An 18,406-nucleotide genomic window follows, 5' to 3' on the forward strand; every position below is an offset into this window, starting at 1 on the left:
TGTGCCCATCGAGTATTCGGTGGGCACACTGCATAAAACACAGGCTGTAGCTCGCCTGGGAGGGTAATACTCGCGGTTTCGTGTAGTAGCACTATGAACATGTGCGCTATGCGCTTATACGTTATGCTCCGCCAGGGCGCATTATTCGCGATCCTGCGAGAAACTGTGGCACAAGCTCCTAGCAGGTAACCATTTGCCACTCTCGCACGTTTTACGCATCGCCCTGGCGGCACTGCACCTTGCCTCTGGTGCGTCGTTTGCCGGTGCAGTCTCCGGCGCACTGCAAGATCTGCGTAGCCAAAAAGGCGAGCTGTAGGGTCTACGTAGCCGAAAATCTACACTCCCAATTTTTCCAGCCACATAGCCTTGCCATTCACATTGTTACCGTGCCAGGTATTCCCGCATAAAAGAATGTATCGGGGCGCGCTGCACGTAATCGCAGCGCGCCCCGATGTTCCACCGTTGTTTTACAACAGTAGATGTGTTTTAGTACATGCCACCTGCGGCAGCCGGATCAGCCTCATTCGACTTCGGCTCTGGCTTATTGGCAACGACTGCTTCCGTCGTGAGGAAGAGGCCAGCAATTGAGGCAGCATTCTGCAGTGCCGAGCGGGTCACCTTCACCGGATCAGCAATACCAGCGGCAAGGAGATCTTCATACTCGCCCGTCGCAGCGTTTAGACCCTGACCAGCCGGAAGCGAACGGACCTTTTCCGCCACAACTCCGCCTTCCAGACCAGCATTTTCTGCGATCTGCTTGAGCGGTGCTTCCACTGCCACGCGAACGATCGAGGCACCAGTAGCCTCATCGCCTTCCAGGCTCAGGTTCTTAAACACTTCATCCGCAGCCTGCAGAAGAGCAACGCCACCACCAGCGACGATACCTTCCTCAATAGCTGCCTTGGCGTTGAGAACCGCATCCTCAATGCGCTGCTTGCGTTCCTTCAACTCAACTTCGGTTGCCGCACCAGACTTGATGACAGCTACACCGCCAGCGAGCTTCGCCAAACGCTCTTGGAGCTTCTCGCGGTCATAATCCGACGTGGACTTCTCGATCTGAGCGCGAATCGTGGAAACGCGACCCTGAATATCCTCTGCCGTGCCTGCGCCCTCCACAATCGTGGTGGCGTCTTTCGTCATAACCACCTTGCGAGCCTGACCCAACATCGGAATATCGGCGTTCTCCAGCTTCAGACCAACCGTTTCCGAAATAACCTGACCGCCCGTCAGAACTGCCATATCCTGGAGCATTTCCTTACGACGATCACCGAAGCCCGGAGCCTTCACGGCGGCCGACTTCAAAATGCCGCGCAGCTTGTTCACTACCAAGCCAGCGAGGGCTTCGCCTTCAATATCTTCCGCGATAACGACGAGCGGCTTGCCCGTCTTCATGATCTTCTCCAGCAGCGGGAGCATATCCTTCAGGTTCGAGATCTTGGATTCGACGAGCAGGATGTAGGCATCTTCGAGCACAACTTCCTGGCGCTCTGGATCCGTGACGAAGTACGGGGAGAGGTAGCCCTTATCGAACGACATACCTTCCGTCAGTTCAAGCTGAGTACCGAAGGTGTTGGACTCTTCGACGGTAACGACGCCTTCCTTGCCCACCTTTTCCAGCGCTTCAGCGATCAGTTCGCCGATTTCCTTATCGCCGGCAGAGATAGCAGCCGTCGCCGCGATTTCATCTTCCGTCTCTACTTCTTTAGCGTTCTGCAGGAGCTGCTTAACCACGGCATCCACCGCAAGATCAATGCCCTTACGCAGCGCGATCGGGTTTGCCCCGGCCACAACATTGCGCAGACCTTCCTTTACGAGGGCCTGAGCGAGGACGGTTGCCGTCGTCGTACCATCGCCAGCGACATCATCCGTCTTCTTGGCAACTTCTTTGACCAGTTCGGCGCCGATAGACTCAAAGGGATCTTCCAGCTCAATTTCTTTAGCAATAGAGACACCATCGTTTGTGATGTTGGGAGCGCCCCACTGCTTATCGAGAACAACATTGCGACCCTTCGGGCCAAGCGTAACCTTAACCGTGTTGGCGAGGATATCGAGACCTCGCTCCATACCGCGGCGCGCTTCTTCATCAAAGTGAATAATCTTTGCCATGCGTTTTCTGTTCCTCCACATTAGTGGTTGGTTCATCAGCCGATGCCCGCGACGGACGATACGTATTTCACCGTTCCTATCTCAGCGAAAGACGCACCTCATCGACCGTAGAATTATCACTCTCAGTTCAAGAGTGCCAATAATGATTCTGGCACTCGGAGCACGTGAGTGCAAATTCTTTCCACAGAGCAATCCAACATTTCACCGCCGGCAAAAGTTGAGCCATATATGGTCAACTTTTATTCCCTGATAGCACTTCAGCTCTCGCGCGGCGATCTATCCTCGCACACCCATCCACGACACCGAACACGCCGCAGCATAAAAGGCACATCCTAACCGGCTACCACGCACGAATCCGCCCATCCAACAGCACTACGCAATCCAGTAACCTGCCCGATGCCAACAACACGCCGACATCCCAAACGCCACGAAGCTAAACTTGAATATTTCCGCCAACGAGAGGCACTCATTTCCCGCTATTTTCCGACGGACACCTCAATACACTACTGACGCACCGGCAAAAGATACGACGAAGTTGCTAGCACAAAAGCAAACCTATCCTCGAACCGAGAACTAAACAGTGCCAGGCCCCATCCGCGCGCACGTAGCAACCAAGCAGCGCAGATAATCCCTTAACGAAGCACAACAACAATGGCGACCTGGTACGCATTGACCAATTCCTGATCAGCGCTCACCTGGGAAATCCCCAACGTCTGAGCCACAAATTTGGCCGTCACCTCATGAGCGGGATCCGCATACAAAACAGTCGATTGTGCTGGCTCAGCCCCTCCACGCCAATCAGCGGCCGTGATATTCGGCATCCCCGCCTGAGCTAAGGTATTCGCATTTCGGGCAGCAAGCCCCGTCTCCCCACGGGCATTAAGCACCACAACATGCAATTGCTTATCTGGCTCAGGGGCAGGCTGCTGCGGCGCCGGAGCCGCTTGCCCCTGCGGTTGAACATTCGGATCAGCCTGACCGCCTGCAGCATTCGGATCAGCAGGTGCATTTTGCCCATTGGCATCGTTTGGTGTTGACGCCGATTGCTCCGTCTCAGAAGATTGCGCAACATTTGCCGAGTTTCCGCTAACCAGATGATGAATAAGCACGCCACACAAGGGAGCAAGAATCAAGATAGCGATTACTGCCAAAACCCATGAGCGCGCCCCACGCGGTTTACGATGCGCCCCGCGAACTGTTAAATCAGCCGCGAGAAGATCAAATTCGTCTTGAGGATATTTCTGAGCCACGCCCCTAGCCTACCGCGAAGCAGCCCGAGGTGTGCATTCATCGAGCCAGGCATCGCGCATATTTCGCAGACGGCCCACCAACGCCGGATCTGCCTGCCATACCCGCTCTGATTCCAACATGCGCGACAAATGTAAATAGTACTGAACTGGAGTCATCTTCAACTGAGTGCGGATCTGGCGTTCCCGATTCCCTTTTCCGCTGGCCCACCACCGACGCTCAAAAGCGAGAATCTGCTCCTCGCGTTCGGTTAAACCACGTTCACGAATCGGCTCGTTACCCTCCTCAGCTTTTCCCATAGCCCTATTGTACGACTAGCCACAACAAGAATTTTTCTCCCCCTCGCAACACCCACGCTCTACCCACTAAGCTGAAACCTATGAAGCCACTGAGCGAAATTATCGATCCTGGTTGGGCGCGTGCCCTTGCCCCCGTCGAGCCTGCCATACGCGCAATGGGAGATTTTCTCCGCGCTGAAAATGCCGCACACCGTGGCTATCTTCCCCGTGGCACCGACGTTTTACGCGCCTTCACCTATCCTTTCGAGCAGGTTCGTGTCCTGATCGTCGGTCAAGATCCCTACCCCACTCCTGGTCATCCCGTCGGGCTATCGTTCTGCGTAGCACCAGACGTGCAGCCCATTCCCCGTTCTTTGGCAAATATCTATCAAGAATTACATGACGACCTCGGCATAACCCCGCCTACCAACGGCGATCTGACTCCCTGGTGCGAACGCGGCGTCATGCTGCTAAATCGAGTTCTCACCGTCACACCTGGTCAGCCTGCCTCTCATCGAGGAAAAGGCTGGGAAGCCATCACTGACCATGCCATTCGCGTACTCGCGCAACGCCACCAACCGCTGGTTGCCATCCTATGGGGGCGGCACGCACAAGAACTCGCGCCACTACTTGGCTCAACACCGCTGATCGTCTCCCCGCATCCTTCTCCGCTATCAGCCAGTCGTGGCTTTTTCGGCTCGCGCCCCTTCTCCCAAGCCAATGCTCGACTCATCGAACAAGGAGCCACCCCAATTGACTGGTCACTGACGTAATCCTCGGCTGTCCGTTCCCTTATCCTTTATCCTCACATCCCACTATTCGTCAGCTCGCGACCGTATTCCATAAAGATAAAGGGGCAATATCCCTGGCAGTGACCGAAAACTGGCGCGGACCACTGCAATAGCAGCCGCTACCAACTCCGCTCAGTAAAGCACCGCCCTCACCAGTGAGCCCTAAAACTGCACGCCCGCACCTCTATCACAAAGAAGAAGCCGCGCCCTCCTCAGTATCCGCGCACGCGTAAACAACAGATTTCACTATGCCATCGCTATTATTTTTGGTTCACCACCGCAAATAGCTCGCGTCCTCAACCGCCAGAAAGATTCTGGCAATATTACCTATCTTTGCCCAATTACCTATCTCTGCCTGCAGGCGGGCAAGCGGTAGATTCACGGACTATCAATTCCCCTGGAATCTCCACATACTTCGTCCAGTTTTCCGTTCGCCCACGCCCTGCATCAATGTCATCAATTTTGTCAGTCAACATGGTGAAAGCCCGCCGACCAGCCTGTCGGAAATCCTGCCGTAACGTCGTCAACGCCGGATTCCACACCCGCGCAATAGGATGATCGTCAAAACCCACAACCGACACGTCCTGCGGAACGCGCCTACCCATATCACTCAGCCCGCGAATAACACCCATCGCGATCTCGTCATTGCCAGCAAAAATTGCCGTCACGTGCGGATCTTCCGCCAATCGTCGGCCAATCTCCCTGCCACTAGCCGGATCCCAGCTGGCCATAATCGGCTCCGGCTGATAAATCCCCGCCTCCTGGAGCGCCCGCTTCCATCCAGTGAGGCGGCTATACCCACCGACTCCACCAGGAATAGAAATATGGACAACACTGCGATGCCCCAGATCCAAAAGATGCCGCGTCACGTCATATCCCCCGACGTTCTCACACATCGAAATCTGGGCAACATCCTCCGTGCGTTGCCCAGCAATCATCACAACCGGCAAACCGTCAGGCAGCACCGAAAACGCATGGCTACTCAGTTCGTCATAATTAAGCAAAATAACCCCAGCCGGATTGTGATCCAAGGCAGACTGCACAGACGTTCGCACCTCACTACGAGAGCTACCCGCCAACATGGCAATATTCAAGCTGTAGCCCGATTCTTGTGCCTGCTCTTCAATCCCATGCAGGGTTTCCGATTGCCCAAACAAGGTGGTATTTGCGCACAGTACCGTAACAAAACTTGTGCGCTCTCGAACCAACGCACGGGCAATCGGGCTCGGACGATAACCCAACATGTCGATCGCTTTTGCTATCTGCTGGCACTTTTCCTCGCTTACCTTCCACCGATCATTCAAATACCGAGAGACTGTCGGAACGGAGACGCGAGCAAGTGCCGCCACATCTTTAATAGAGGGCGGACGCTGACGGGCCTGAGAGGAAGTCACAGATTATGTCCTTTACCTACCAACAACACCTATCGTTTTCTGCAGTCACCGACGCGATAGGCCTACATCGCGCCAACACTACCACGCCGATGAGCACACAGAATTCCCTACTTGACGGCCCCTCCAGTAATTCCAGAGATAATCCGTCGTTGCGTGAAAGCAAAAATCCCTAAGAGCGGCAAACTCATCAAAATGATGTACGCGAAAATCAGATGCCAGTTATTCAGGTACAACCCCGCAGATGCGACGTTATACAAATTCAACGGCAACAGATCCATCTTGCCAGAAAGAATGAACAGCGAGTAGAACACGTCATTCCAGATATACAACGTGACCAAGATAGTTGCCGTTGCTAAAGTCGGCCCTAACAAAGGCAAAATAATTGTGAAGAAAATGCGCGCCGGCTTCGCGCCATCAATTCGCGCCGCCTCCTCCAAAGAAATAGGAATCGTGCGAATAAACCCCGTGACGAAAAAGATAACCGTCGAAAGATAAATCCCCACATACACGCAGATCATCCCCGGGGCAGTGCCAGCCAGACCGATCATCTTCAGCAGCATCATGACGGTCACTACTGCCGGCGGCAGGATCAAACCGGAAATACACAGCGCATAGAGAAATGCCATTGGTCGCGTGGTACGCCGAGCAAGCACCCATGAAGCCATTGAGCCAAACAACAGCGCCAAAAATACTGACGGAACAGCTACCAGCACCGAACCGAAGAACGCCTTAATCATCTCGCCATCCGTCAGCACAGTGGCAAAATTCTCCAGCAAATGCCACGAGGACGGCAAACTCATTGACGGATTAATCGCTTCGCCTTGATTCTTCGCCGCAGTGATAATCAACAGCCAGAAAGGAATACCCAATAAGACCATCAGAACGAGGATTACTGCCAGAGCATGTAGGGTTTCTCGCAATCGGGAATAGTTACGCCCGCGCCCGACGCGATCATTTGTGCGCACACCATCAAAACTCAATGCGGTCATAGGATCTTTGCCTCCCTACGGCGTAAATACCAGATCAGCGGAATCGCCATAAGCATGACGAGGAGGAAGAGCACCAGGCTCATCGTCGTTGATTGCGAGTACAAACCTTGCCCAAAGGTTCGCCAGATAAAGAGGTTGATAATTTCCGTCGTGCCACCTGGAGCGCCCTCCGTGGTTGCTTGCACAATATCAAAGCCATTCATTGATCCGAGTAGCGAGGTGGCAACATTAAAGGTAAAAGCTGGTGCGAGCAAGGGGAACTTGATACGCCAAAAGAGCTGCCACGGTGAGGCTCCGTCGATACGTGCCGCTTCCAAAACGTCAGGATCAATCGTCTTCAAACCTGCAAGAAAGACGAGCATAGCTAAGCCCATCCACTTCCACCCATGAATCGCTGCAACAACTACAATCGTCCAGGTTGTTGATCCCAGCCATTCGACGTGAATATCACGCCCGCATAATACGGAGAGAATCTGGTTTAACGCACCATCTGTCTTAAGAACTGCCTGCCAGATATACCCCACCGCGAGGGCCGACATAATCACCGGAACAAAGAACATGACGCGCGCAAAGCGATTGAGCCGAGTATCTCGTTCCAGGAACACTGCCAGCGCCAAGCCGAATCCATTTTGGAATATCGCGACGAGCACCGCATACACAATCGTGACCCGCAGATCCCGAAGCAGCGTCCCATCACGGAATAGCGTTACGAAATTATCGAAACCATTGAAACGAATCGTCGTAGAGTAAGCTGACCAGTTCGTGAAAGCATAGGCCAGGTTCATTACCGTGGGAATGAAGAAGAAAATAAGGAGCACGCTCAGCGCCGGAATCAGGAATCTCAGCGGATAGCCTTTATACAGCAATGCCGGTGACTGTTCCCGACGCCGCGCCCTAGCAGAGAGCACCCGCGGCACGCTATCTCCCTCATGGACGGCAGGCTCCGTCACAGTGTTCGTGTTATACGCCATTTGTTAGGTCCTCATCGTGGTCGGATCATCGGCGCACCCGTGGCATAGCCTGCATATTCACAGACGCTCCCAACGATGTGCGCCGATGCACCTTTTAGAAACCTTCCGCTCCCTGAGCTTTCGCCAAGTTGGCAAATTGCTCTTGGGTAGCGCGAGTGACATCTTGCGGCGTCTTGGTTCCGTTAATCATATCCGCAAGATTGATATACAAATCTGGGTTAGCGATAGCTAAGGATTGCATAGAGCCAACCGAGTTGTTGATCGCTGCAGCCGAATCAACCAAGGCCTGCGGTACGGTTGCCGGCGAGGGGACATCCTTAATAACAGAGATGATTGACTGATCCTGAACGAAGTTCTGATAATCCGTCGTCATCCAGAAATTGAGGAATTGCCGAGCAGCAGCTTCTCGCTGCTCATCACCCGTCTTGAAGGCAACCACCGAATTGTTTTGCTCTGGAATAACCGTCCCGATCGTCCCCTGTGCCGAAAGCGGGAAGAAACCAATCTTCTCATCCAAAGCCGCTTTATCGTTATGGGCCATTGCCGCAATCTGGTTGAACAGAGAGTTCACGCAGACGATCATGCCGGTGCGACCTTCCCATAATGCCGTGGCTTCATCAATATCCTTTGCCGATCCGGCATTCGAGTTATACAAGCCTTGATCGAACAATGCCTTGTAATTGTTGACTGCACCCTGGATCGTCGCGTCTGAGAATTTCTCTTCTGCCTTATTGACTCGATCCCACAAGCCATCTCGAGCTGCCTCAGCTAACTGGATCTGAACAGCGTATTGGGTTCCCCAACGCGAACCGCCCATCTCAAACAGCGGCGATTCCACACCGGGTACCTTTGCATCGCGAATCTTCTCAGCCGTCTGGACAAACTCATTCCAGCTCCCCGGAGTCTTGGTGATACCAGCGGCTTCAAAGACCTTCTTATTGTAGAAAACACCCATCACCGGCGGGGTGGAAATAATGGCGGCATAGCGCGTCCCATTCACCACACCACCAGAATCAGCAATTCCTGGCGTGTAGTTATCAACCCAGGGCGCATTATCGAGCTTCTGCAGCTTGTTTTGCGCAATAAAACCACTCAACATGGATTGCGTCGGCTGCCAGAACGCCAGATCTGGCGTATCTCCCGTCGTCACTTTCGTTTGAATGTTTTGCTCGTATGGATCAGGAATTGTGGTGACGTTAATCTTCGCACCCGTCTTTTCCTCAAAGTCTGCAACGACTTTCAGCGGGACCTTATTCGAGTTTTGTGCCACCCACAGATCCAGCTCAACGCCATCCAACTTCGCTGTTGGTTCAGGCCAATAGCCCGCTTCGGAGGGATCTGCCCCGCCAGCTCCTGGATCGGCAGCCGGATTCGAACATGCTGCAAGGCCAAAACATGTGGCCAGTGCAGCACCTGCAGCCACAAGTCGTTTCGTGGATATCTTCATTGACATACCTTTCTTCAATGACAATCTGCGTTATTACCCGTCGTCAGGAATGAGCTAACACACCGGCGTGTCAGCTAAGAATGTGCCGTCCTCTCCTTTCACCGTAATAGCAAAGGTACGGGCGGCATAGCACCGACGTGGAAGTCGGATGTGCAGCCCATCTGCCCGAACCTCAACATCCCACTGTGAGAGATCGGGCCCGGATGGAAAGACCGTATGAACCTGATATTGCTCACCGACAAAGTTCGGTGGTGCGATGACGATTTCCTCGCGTTCACTCTGACGCGCCCATACTGTTAATACGTATGTGCGACCATCTGCTAATCCGTAGGCCACAACATCTGAATCCCAGCACGGCAATCCCAGCGGCCACCAGGGGTACGACTGTCCAATGAGGGGGCGGATCCAGCCTCGGTAGGCGTCCATCGCCTGACGGAGCATATCTCGCTGCCAATGCTCCATCCGATTGATATATCCGGAAAGATAAAAATTCCCTAGTAGAGTTGCCGATGTCGCAAAAGCAAACGTCTCACGATCCATGTGTTCATGCGGGTATGCCCAGTTACCTGCCTGTTCTGGGGGAACAAGCATCGCCGCACTGGCAGTGATCGGCGGATATAACCGCCAATCTTGCTGATCGGAGGTTGATTGCACATCAGTGCGAGAGGTCACGCCAAAATCTTGCCGCATACCGCCCGAGGCGCAGTTTTCGATCATCAGCTCTGGATGGTCTTGGCGCAAAGCCGATAACCAGTGATAGTAGGCGCGCACGTGCTCCAATAATCCATCGCCGAGCGAATCTGCCTGATAATCCGTGCCCACACCCGCCGTCACGTTGTAATCAAATTTGAAGTATCCAATATCGAAGTCAGCAATGAGTCGCTCAACGGCTTGGCGCATGTATTGCTGAGTGACGTCACTGCGAAAATCGAATTGGTACCGACCCTGCTCTACAATCCGCCGCCCACTACGTTGCAAGAACGCGGAATCGGGCAGAGTATGCGCGATAGGGCTATTTACCCCAACCACGTCTGGTTCTATCCAAAGCCCTGGTATCATTCCTGCGCGGCGAATGGCATCTGTGACTTCACGTAAGCCATTTTTTCCGGGGAAGCGCCACCGAGATGGAATCCACTGCCCGACGGTATCCCACCAGTCGCCATCATCGGCATACCATCCACAATCCATAACGAAGACGTCGCAGCCAACCTCACCGGCTGCCTGCACTAACGGCATGAGCGCGGCCGTCGTGGGATCGCCGTTAATCGTATTCATATAGTCGTTAAAGATGACGCGCGGGTAGGCTTTTTTACTCCCTCGCTCACGCATATTGCGGCGATATGTCGTCAGCTCACGCATTGCCGCATAACGGTTGGCAGCAATACCGACGGATACCGGCACTGACGTAAAACTTTCCTCCGGGGCGAGGATATGCATCCAGGAATGATTGAGCTGATTAGGGCCAGCGAGTGCAAAATATCCGTCGGTGCCTAAGTCGCCGATCTCCCAACGCCACGGTCCGGAGTGTTCGATCTGTGCAACCCAAACCGGCCCGCCTTGATCTTGGCACTCGGTACCTGCCGTTAGCCGAGTTCTGGATTCTGCGAACTGCCCTGCGGATTTTATCTGGCCGTCTGCCATCTGTCTGAGCTGCTCGGTTAAAGCGTCGAACCGCGGCGACGCCTCCAGCATAAACATTGGCGCCGCCGCCGCAGTTGACCACGTACTACTGGAAGATACATGGTATGACCCCCGCGGATAGCGTCCGGTCATATCGTTGCTCAGTGCCGGAAAAAGATCTGTCAGCTTTCGTTCCTGCCAGCGCCCTTCAGCGAGCCAATCGAATTTGCCCTCAATAACTGACCACGCAGTAGCCCATGCCGAATTACCTTGACGCGCCTCGGCTTCTTTCACTTCACCGCAGTGGCTACCCGCCCCAATCGTTGAGCACCAACTCGTCACCGACTCCACAGCAATATCTTGCCGCCCACGGTTATATACCGCCGTTTCGGCTCGGAACATGGCACATTCACTCGGCAGGGTCAGGGTGAGATCTGCTTCTATCTGATAATCCTCGGCTGCGAGTGACAAGACGAGAACATCAACTTCTACCCCGTTCGCTAATTGTTGGTGATACGTTATATGGCTGCGATACCGTAGTGCTGCTCCTATCTCGGTATGCACTAGGCGATCACTGACGTGCCACCGCTCCGTATGCGAACACAGTATTTCGACTACCGGAATCGCTCCATCGAGGCCCAGCTCTACCCCATCGGCGCTTATCGCAGAACAGAAAACTGGCTGTGCGCTACCCCAGGTAAACTCCAGTTGGATATGCTCGTTTCCCCAGGTCAATCTCGATTGCATGGTTTTGTCTCGTCTCTCGTCTCGATCCTGTGTTCCCTGCTTCATCATCAGACTCGCTCCTGCGCTATACGATGACGCGGCTGCCGTGTGCCCCAATATGCCAAGCAGCTGCCAAGCGCAATGAACATCGCTGCGCTAATTCCCAGACCTATTGTTGACGCTCCGGTATGTGGCATCGCCGCCAAAGTTGGCGAGTGCGCACCAGTAAAATGTGGCGCGTTAACCGATCCATCAGGCGTTGACCCCGGATGCGTTGGACTCGGGTTCACAGGCGGAACAGTATGCCCTGGATTGGCTGGTTGGTTCGGAGCAACCGGCACATGCGATCCGCCCGGCTGGTTCGGGTCAGGTTCCGGTGCTGGTTGCGGCGGGTTATCCGGCAGTAACATGCGCGTTATCGGCTGCCCGTCAACCGCCGGATAGAACACTAAACGGTCGATATTTGGCGCCACTCCCCAGGACACTGCACCTGCTCCCGTCCCAGCCGGATCCCAATTGCCGACGGTGATCGGATGTTCGTCAGTTTCAACCATGACGGATCGGTTCATGAAATTCAGATCAGAATAGGTGTATCGGAATGCACCTCGACCACATTCGCGCTCACCACAGCGCAGTTGCAGGCCCAGATCAACAACTTGCGGGTTGTAATCATGCCGCCCAATAAAGGCATCATTGGAGAATCGAATCGCCACATGATATCGACCGGCTGGCACTACACCCGCTGGAATCGTCAGTGTTCCAGGCTGATCTGTTCGTACCGACGGCGTATTGCGCGAATCGCGTACCACCACTCGGGTAGGATCACCGAAACCTGCTGGACCACTTTCCTGCGTCTCAAACTGATTGCCCAGCCCAACGACATAACGCTGCCCTACCGCATTGGATCGACTGTCAGTAACCACATGTGCTCCACCAGAAAGCTGAAGATCTTCAGCCTCCACCGCGACCACATTGCCTGCTTGAGCCCGCCACGTCTGCACATCGCGCAGGCGAATCCCGTTTCCAGTTAACGAAATTTTGTTTATCCCTTCGGCCAGCCCTAGTCGAAGCGTCGTTGACTGTAATCCGCTTTCTCGTACTGGAATATCGGCAATGGCAACATCATTGAGCTTCACGTCAAGGTGCGAGCCAGAAATCGCATAGTAGGTTATTTCCACTTCATGCATCCCGCACTCCCACGCCAACACGAAAGCATGTGCCGCCCCAGCAGAAATATCTGCGAATCCGCGCGTCGGTTCGGCGTAGTTCAAGGCTGCATTTTCCGTCAGGCGCATAATACTTGCCGGATATATTGTGTGCTCTGTACGCGGCGAATCTAGAGACCCCAGGTACGACAAGAACAATTTATCGAGCGTATTATCGAAATTGTCATCGCCATGAAGAACCAGGGTATGTTCCCCAGCAGGCAAGCTCAGATCTGCCCAGCCATCACCGCGATATAGCCATTTTGCCGATCCTTTCATGGCTAATTCTGCACCATAGGAGACGACACCAGCCGCTGCACCGTCAAGCGTCAGGGTATTTACCCCAGGCACGCCAGTATTACCAGAGATGACCTGGAGACGATACCGACCAGGGGTGTCGATGTGAACCGTCCAACTGGCGGTACTGCCAGTTTTGAAGCTACCCACATCAGCATTGCCGGATGTCATGAAGAAATCCCAGCCTCCTGCTTGCGGCGGCTTCTCGTAGGAGCGCGCACCTCCTGCTAGGGCTAAATGTTCTGCTTCAATGACATGATTCTCCTGCCCGCGCGCACTATCGGTGAGCAGTTCGCGATCCTGATGGGGAGTGACGAGGAGTTGATAGCTGGCATAGCGATCAACAGATGTCGTCTTAACCGTCATGCTGCCACTACTGGCGTCGACCCCTGATTCGGCGTATATCACTCGAGGTGGGTTAGCAACTGCGTCTGGGCCAGTGAAGGCATTTTCTCGGATCTCAACGTCCACTTTCGTATCTAACCCGACTGCGGCTAAGCCCTTGAGCTCAATGGCGATAGGAATATTCGCACCCGTATTAGCAACCTCTGCGGAATTCGGAGCTTGCGTCGCCCCGCCGTACAAAACCGTCGCTTTCCTATTTTTCTCATCAAATGCCGCAATCGCCTGCAAAGTATCCGTCGTTGAAGGATATGGCACTGTTACCGCTACGGTATATTGCCCGCGTAAATCGCCGTACCATGCGAACTGCCACCAGCCCGAATTAGGGGAATTAGCGCGCGCCATATTATCGGAAAGATTCCCGGCGTAATTCCAAAACGCAGTTTCTGCTTGAACTTTAGTCTGTTCAAACATGGACTGCCATTGGATGAGCTGCCCAGGCGTTCCCATATCGCGCAGTTCGCCATACTCGGTAATATTGATCGCCAGCGGGCCGACGTTATGCTTCTTTTCTAATGCCCGATATTCCTGGTAGTGCGCTTGATACCCACGCAGTGAATCCCGCCCTAGTTCATGCCAGACGAACACCGCCGGAACTGTGCCATGATTGACCGTATGAGCCAGAAAAGCATCTGTGCGATGTGAACGCCAGGTCGCATCTCCTGGTCCAGCAATACGCGCATGCTCTTGATGCGGATAGGCCTGATATATATTGGGCTTTTCGTGGTTTCGATACTGTTGCCATACGCGCTGGATGGTCTGGAATGCTTTATCCCAATCTGCGAGGAACACATGCGCAAAAATTGGGGCTTCCGCATTGTCATCGGAGGCATACCAATTTCCAGCGTCGGGTTCATTGAATGGTAGGAACGTGTAGCGGTCAGGATTTTGCGTCTGTGATAGTAGCTGGTTCATCACTAGCTCTATCACTTCGTCATAGTCCCAACGCCCATTCGGCTGATCCTGATACGTCCCATATCTGGGATCGTCCACCGGAACATCAAGGACGTAACTGCGGGTATCTTCTGGCCGCCGCCCACCGTTATAGGCCCAATCGGGATAGTAATCCTGCATATATATGACGAGTTCTGCCCCGCCATTGTTGAAGAATTCTTTTTCCATCACAAGCGGATCGCCGCTAGGATGTTGACGACCATATACGGGTTTTTGTGCAGAGTTTTCCACTCGCGCCCCATCAAGAATTGCTTCCGTTGGGGCACCGCCTGAGCCAAGCCCATACAAGGTTCCGGTTGCGCCACCTCGGAATTCTCCGGTGGGGTGGGAATAATCCACGGTGAGAACTTGGGCTGGTTTTTCTCCCGATTCTTCCGGCGATGCCGGATTCTCCACCGCCGGTTGAGCATACGCATATCCGAAGGTATTGGCGCATAGAAGAGCAATCCCACCTAGCGCAATACTGCAACGCAGTTTTCTATATCTTTCGCCTATCCGCATCAGACTTCCTCGTCTCGTGCTCAGGTTTCTCTTCTCCAGCTCCACTTTGAGCAAGATTGAGCTACCCACTGCCAACAGCCTAACATGATAACGCTATCATTCAAAGAGTTTTTTGAAAATATCTTTGCTAAATAAAGCAAAGTAGATAATGGTTTCCAGCAAAAGAAACTATGATAATAACGTTTTCTTAGCCTAAATCTAGGTAGTTCTACTTACCTATAGCTACTCGGCGCGGATCACTGCAGCCCCATCTATAACTGCCGTGCACATCTACCGCACATCGCGCCCATAACCCCACGCGGCATCGAAACAAATTCCGAAAATATGGCCGACACTACTTTTTCCTCTAGAAAAACGAACCCAAACGTCCTATGCTAAAGGCAGATCGAAACAAGTTGGGCGTCACTGATTACTCAGGCGTTACCGGAATGAGGGTCGCGGTGCGAGGCTGCGTCTCAAATGTCGCTCAAAGAGGAGCCCGAGTGGACGAAAGACGTCTTCACGTAGTGCGCGTGTTCAACAACAACGTGCTACTGGTGCGCGCAGACGACAGCGAACGCGTTGTCGTAGGCCGCGGCATCGGCTTTGGGCGCCGAGAAGGGGATTCGATCTCAGTAGATACAGTCCAGCAATCCTATGTTGAACTAAGCTCCGAACAGGAAAGATTCCTTGATGTCATCCGGTCCGTCGATCCGAGGGTATTAGAGACTGTCTCTGCCGCCGTCGATTTCGCTAACGACCTCCTCGGGGATCTACAGCCCTCGGTATATCTACTGCTTGCTGACCATCTCGCCTTCGCCGCCCAGCGGCTCGGATCAGGCGAGGTTATCCGCGACACTCTCTGTTCGGAAATCAAAGCTGTTTTCCCAGAGGAATACGCGGCCGGCCAACTGGTACTACACTTCGTCAATGCCAGACTCAATCTCGATCTTCCCGAGTCTGAGGCCGGATTCATTGCGCTCCACCTCAAAGCGGCGCGCACTGGAGATGCGGTCAAGCAGCCCCTCGAGCAAGCCAACGAACTTGCTCGGATCATTGACGATATTGGCGTTATGCTCACGGAAAGTGGCACTGCCCGCAGTGTCGATAACATCCTATTCACTCATATTGCCCAACTGATTCGTCAGTTGCGCAATGGGCATATGAGAACGAATGACGCACGGTTATCGATTGAACGAGATCTCCCTGATGATATGTCCATCGCTCGGCGGATCATCTGCCGAATTTTGAACGTACCGACGTTGCCAATGGCAGCACAAGGGGAGGCCGCTTTTCTTGCCATGTTTTTCCATGGCTGGCGTCAATCCACACACGAGTCACATGTCGAAAGGACATATGGTGAAAGATAAGCTAATGATGGCCTTGCAGCGATTTGGCAAGGCGATGATGGGCGCGGTTGCTGTGATGCCCGTCGCCGCACTCCTCATGGGTGTCGGTTACTGGATCGATCCCGAAGGCTGGGGCGCAAACAGCGCTATCGCAGCCGTTCTTATTAAGGCTGGCGGAGCCGTTCTCGATAACCTCGGATGGATCTTCGCTATCGCACTTTCCTTCGGTCTAGCGCGCGATTCCAACGGCGCTGCCGCACTGTCTGGTTTCCTTGGTTTTGGAACCGTCAAGCTCCTCATTAGCGCAGGCACCGTCGCCGGCTATAAGGGCATTGACGTTACCAAGCTCGAAGGCGACGATCTCATCGCTTGGAAGGCTCACGGTTGGGACGCGATCAACGATAAGAACGTCCTTATCGGTATCCTCGTCGGTATTCTTGCCGCCTGGGTCTACAACCACTTCCACAAGACGAAGTTGCCAGACTTCCTGGCCTTCTTCTCTGGCCGCCGCCTCGTCCCGATTATGACGTCGCTGCTGTCGATCGTGCTATCCGGTATTCTCTACATCGTCTGGCCGATCATCTACAACCTGCTGTTCACCTTGGGTGAGAAGATCCAGAACATGGGCCCACTCGGCGCAGGTATCTACGGCTTCGTTAACCGTCTGTTGATTCCGACGGGTCTGCACCACGCAGTGAACTCCATCTTCTGGTTCGACGTCATCGGCATTGATGACATCAACAAGTTCCTCCACGGCGGCGAGACGATTGCTGCTGCTAAGGTTGCTACCGACGCTGCTTCCTGCCCGGGTCAGTGGGTAAACGGCGCTTGTGAGGTTATCGGTTTCGTTGGCCGCTACCAGGCTGGCTTCTTCCCGATTATGATGTTCGGTCTGCCGGCTGCCGCCTTGGCAATGTTCCTGCGCGCCAAGTCCACCCAGAAGAAGGTCGTCGGTTCGCTCATGTTCGCTGGCGCTCTGGCTTCCATCTTCACCGGCGTTACCGAGCCACTCGAGTTCGCCTTCATGTTCGTTGCTCCGCTGCTCTACCTGGTACACGCGCTGCTCACCGGCATTGCCGTTGCTGTCGCGGCCGCTTTCCACTGGACAGCCGGATTCGGCTTCTCGGCAGGCTTGGTGGATATGGTGCTCTCGGCACGCAACCCGCTGGCCAACCAGTGGTACATGCTCCTCGTTATGGGCGTGGTATTCGCTGCGATCTACTTCTGCGTGTTCTACTTCCTCATCGGTGCCCTGAACCTGAAGACTCCTGGCCGCGGCGAGGATCTCGACAGCGAGGCACAGGCTGTGCTGACCGGCAACTCGGATTACACCTCCATCGCTCAGCGCATCATCGCTGGTCTGGGTGGTCCGTCCAACATCGACCTTGTTGATTACTGCGCAACCCGCCTGCGTGTGACCGTGAAGGATCACCTGCCGGTGAAGGAAGCCGAGATCAAGAAGACCGGCGTTGCTGGCGTGATCCGCCCGTCGCAGAAGTCTGTCCAGGTCATTGTTGGCCCACAGGTTCAGTACGTCTACGACGAGGTTGCCGCACAGCTACAGAACAGCTCCGTCGCCCTCCAGGGTGAACAGCCCGCCTAGGGGATAATGTGTTTGGACTAGGTAAGAAAAAGGTCACGCTGAACCCGCCATGCTCGGGCAAAGTGGTCGGTATCGACGCAGTCCCCGACCCAATCTTTGCCGACCGCATGTTGGGAGACGGATTCGCTGTCGAACCTGATGCTGATCAGGCGACGATTGAGTTCTGCGCTCCAACTGCTGGCAAGCTACACAAGGTGTTCCATACAGGGCACGCCTTCACATTGATTAGCACCGACGGTTTAGAGCTGCTGGTTCACATCGGCCTTGAAACTGTTGAACTCAAAGGTAAAGGTTTTGACGTACTCGCCAAGGACGGCGATGAGGTCCAAGCCGGTACGCCGATCGTCCGTGTTGCCGCGGATGAAGTGCGCGCCGCCGGATACAACCTCATCACGCCCATTGTGTGCACCAAGCCGAGCCAAGTTGATTCGGTATCGGTTGACGCATCGGCGCGCGCTATCACTGATTGTGCGTGTACGGTGAAACTGGCATAGTTCATCACCTGTGGTGGGTGCGAACGCATCGCCGTTCGCACCCACCACGTTC

At 54.1% G+C, this 18,406-nt stretch carries 13 protein-coding genes; 4 read left to right on the forward strand and 9 right to left on the reverse strand.

All coding sequences use genetic code 11. The features are described 5' to 3' along the window. Positions 1–486 precede the first annotated feature (486 nt). The 3 genes from groL to ACLHIL_RS00970 all read right to left on the reverse strand — a co-directional run bounded on the left by groL (position 487) and on the right by ACLHIL_RS00970 (position 3,653). The gene (gene groL, locus ACLHIL_RS00960) at positions 487–2,106 is read right to left on the reverse strand and encodes a chaperonin GroEL (RefSeq protein ID WP_411295988.1); all 1,620 of its coding nucleotides are present in this window, start codon (positions 2,104–2,106) and stop codon (positions 487–489) included. Positions 2,107–2,738: 632 nt separating this feature from the next. After that, positions 2,739–3,356 carry a LytR C-terminal domain-containing protein gene (locus tag ACLHIL_RS00965; protein WP_411295989.1) on the reverse strand — a complete coding sequence of 206 codons (618 nt, stop codon included), beginning with the start codon at positions 3,354–3,356 and terminating at the stop codon, positions 2,739–2,741. A gap of 9 nt (positions 3,357–3,365) precedes the next feature. After that, positions 3,366–3,653: a DUF3263 domain-containing protein gene (locus ACLHIL_RS00970; protein WP_411295990.1), complete on the reverse strand. Its 288-nt coding sequence runs from the start codon at positions 3,651–3,653 to the stop codon at positions 3,366–3,368. Positions 3,654–3,724: 71 nt separating this feature from the next. Here ACLHIL_RS00970 and ACLHIL_RS00975 point away from each other — a divergent pair, with 71 nt between their 5' ends. Beyond that, the gene (locus tag ACLHIL_RS00975; RefSeq protein ID WP_411296006.1) at positions 3,725–4,405 is read left to right on the forward strand and encodes a uracil-DNA glycosylase; all 681 of its coding nucleotides are present in this window, start codon (positions 3,725–3,727) and stop codon (positions 4,403–4,405) included. Between the two features lie 359 nt (positions 4,406–4,764). On the opposite strand, the gene ACLHIL_RS00980 is transcribed toward ACLHIL_RS00975, so the two are convergent. From ACLHIL_RS00980 to ACLHIL_RS01005, 6 genes are all read right to left on the reverse strand, one after another. Then, positions 4,765–5,817 carry a LacI family DNA-binding transcriptional regulator gene (locus ACLHIL_RS00980; protein ID WP_411295991.1) on the reverse strand — a complete coding sequence of 351 codons (1,053 nt, stop codon included), beginning with the start codon at positions 5,815–5,817 and terminating at the stop codon, positions 4,765–4,767. Positions 5,818–5,924: 107 nt separating this feature from the next. Next, positions 5,925–6,806 (reverse strand): carbohydrate ABC transporter permease, encoded by an 882-nt coding sequence (locus tag ACLHIL_RS00985; protein ID WP_411295992.1) that lies wholly within the window; start codon positions 6,804–6,806, stop codon positions 5,925–5,927. Next, positions 6,803–7,777, reverse strand: coding sequence for a carbohydrate ABC transporter permease (locus ACLHIL_RS00990; protein ID WP_411295993.1), 975 nt, complete (start codon positions 7,775–7,777; stop codon positions 6,803–6,805). Before ACLHIL_RS00990 ends, ACLHIL_RS00985 begins: the two co-directional genes overlap by 4 nt. A gap of 94 nt (positions 7,778–7,871) precedes the next feature. After that, complete coding sequence (locus tag ACLHIL_RS00995) at positions 7,872–9,224, reverse strand: ABC transporter substrate-binding protein (protein WP_411295994.1); 1,353 nt, start codon at positions 9,222–9,224, stop codon at positions 7,872–7,874. 54 nt (positions 9,225–9,278) lie between these two features. After that, positions 9,279–11,639 carry a glycoside hydrolase family 36 protein gene (locus ACLHIL_RS01000; RefSeq protein ID WP_411295995.1) on the reverse strand — a complete coding sequence of 787 codons (2,361 nt, stop codon included), beginning with the start codon at positions 11,637–11,639 and terminating at the stop codon, positions 9,279–9,281. Next, on the reverse strand, positions 11,639–14,929 hold the full coding sequence (locus tag ACLHIL_RS01005; RefSeq protein ID WP_411295996.1) for a hypothetical protein: 3,291 nt from the start codon (positions 14,927–14,929) through the stop codon (positions 11,639–11,641). The genes ACLHIL_RS01000 and ACLHIL_RS01005 overlap by 1 nt, the downstream gene beginning before the upstream one ends. Positions 14,930–15,411: 482 nt before the next feature. Between ACLHIL_RS01005 and ACLHIL_RS01010 the strand changes: the two genes are divergently transcribed. Genes ACLHIL_RS01010 through ACLHIL_RS01020 form a run of 3 tightly spaced genes read left to right on the forward strand, consistent with a single transcriptional unit; the run spans position 15,412 to position 18,354 of the window. Continuing rightward, on the forward strand, positions 15,412–16,278 hold the full coding sequence (locus ACLHIL_RS01010; protein WP_411295997.1) for a PRD domain-containing protein: 867 nt from the start codon (positions 15,412–15,414) through the stop codon (positions 16,276–16,278). Continuing rightward, positions 16,250–17,860, forward strand: a complete 1,611-nt coding sequence (gene nagE / locus ACLHIL_RS01015) for an N-acetylglucosamine-specific PTS transporter subunit IIBC (RefSeq protein WP_411295998.1) — start codon at positions 16,250–16,252, stop codon at positions 17,858–17,860. The genes ACLHIL_RS01010 and nagE overlap by 29 nt, the downstream gene beginning before the upstream one ends. A gap of 8 nt (positions 17,861–17,868) precedes the next feature. Continuing rightward, positions 17,869–18,354 (forward strand): PTS glucose transporter subunit IIA, encoded by a 486-nt coding sequence (locus ACLHIL_RS01020; RefSeq protein ID WP_411295999.1) that lies wholly within the window; start codon positions 17,869–17,871, stop codon positions 18,352–18,354. The last annotated feature ends 52 nt before the right edge of the window (positions 18,355–18,406 follow it).

Source organism: Trueperella sp. LYQ143 (genome assembly GCF_046599595.1).
In the GTDB taxonomy this organism is placed as follows: domain Bacteria; phylum Actinomycetota; class Actinomycetes; order Actinomycetales; family Actinomycetaceae; genus Trueperella.